This window comes from Xanthomonas populi, from assembly GCF_002940065.1.
In the GTDB taxonomy this organism is placed as follows: Bacteria; Pseudomonadota; Gammaproteobacteria; order Xanthomonadales; family Xanthomonadaceae; genus Xanthomonas; species Xanthomonas populi.
The window spans coordinates 1-1461 of the sequence record NZ_MDEJ01000264.1; the positions used below are offsets into that span (position 1 = coordinate 1).

1 protein-coding gene is annotated in these 1461 nt (G+C 54.8%); it reads left to right on the forward strand.

Features of this window, described 5'->3' with window-relative positions:
* The first annotated feature begins 20 nt into the window (after positions 1 to 20).
* Positions 21 to 1259 (forward strand): serine/threonine protein kinase, encoded by a 1239-nt coding sequence (gene xopAU / locus XpopCFBP1817_RS20655; protein WP_128418476.1) that lies wholly within the window; start codon positions 21 to 23, stop codon positions 1257 to 1259.
* Positions 1260 to 1461: the final 202 nt, after the last annotated feature.

A 1461-nucleotide genomic window follows, 5' to 3' on the forward strand; every position in this document is an offset into this window, starting at 1 on the left:
ATCGCTGATTTTTTGAAGGTATGGTCATCATCCAGTGCGTGTCACCACGGCTACGACTTGGTTGTTCGAGGTGCCCTCAACATCCGGCGCCGGATGAATCGCGCGCTTCGGACATCTTGCGAAACGAAAGACAGCGAACACGGGACATGCGTTACGTTCAACAGGACGTCGTGCTCAGTCCGCGCACAGTCAAGTCGCTCGCCGCCAAGTCTCAGCGGCCAGAAGTGATCAAGAGACTGTCGTCATTGAAACCTGGTGCGATGGAAATCGAGAATGGCTTCCTCCCTGTGCACTTGGAGGCAGCGCACGGCAGCGATGCTCCCACACTTCAGGGCATGCAGCCGATCGGCAACGGCGCTTCCGGGGCGACCTATTCTGTCCGGCTGGCCGAAGATTTCTGGCGTGCGGGAAAAAATTACGGGCGCAACTTCGTCTTCAAGGCAATGTTGTGCCCAAACTCTCAAAACCCGATTCCGAGCGACTTGTACACCGCGCAATACCAGGATGATACCTCCAATCTCGAGGAGCTGGTCTCGTTGGAAAAGGCCAGGATATACAAGGAATATCAGATGACGGTGTCGCTGGATGCGGGCTCTCGCGTCATGCGCGCGTATGGTTTGGCGCAGATCGACAACGTATTCGGAATCCTGCTGGAAAATATTCACGGCGTCACTGTCGGCCACCTGATTGCTTGCGCACGCCCGGCATTGGAGCAAGGAACGATCACTGCGTCGGAGTATCTCGCCATGGGGCGGCAACTGATTATCGATGCTCTGATCGCTGTATCATGCTGTGAAGACATGGGGATCGTGCACCAGGACATTTCGCACAACAACGTCATGTACGACGAACACCGGAAAATGTTCCGGCTGATCGATATGGGGCTGGGTGGAGAAGAGGGAGAGCCCGCTCGTATCGGCACGCCGGGCTATATCGATATGACTTCACTAGCGATTCATGGACGGGATGTCTACAGCGTGGCCAAACTCCTCGTGCATTTTCTGAAACGCCCCAATTACCACATGGGCTATATCGGAATTGTCAGTGCGACGTCGGAGGAAAAATTTCCGTTCATGGATGCGTTGAAAGCGCTGCCGTACGAAAGCAAGGAACAGGTCATCCGCTTTCTCAACCGCATGATTAGCCTGGATACGAATAGTCGCGCCAGGGCGGAGGACTTGCTGCTGGAACCGTTTATCAAAGACACGGCGATGCCGCTGCGGGAGAGTGTCCATGCAACCTTTAAGAGGTTAACTTGATTGGTCGTCCCTGGAACATCGCTTTCAAGCACCCATCGCCAGCGGTGCCATGTATACGCGCGCATGAACTATTGGGCAAGGCTGGTGTGCTGGGCCAGATGTCCGCCGTATGGAAGACTTCTGGGCACCTCGAACAACCAATTCGTAGCCGTGGTGACACGCACTGGATGATGACCATACCTTCAAAAAATCAGCGATCTGA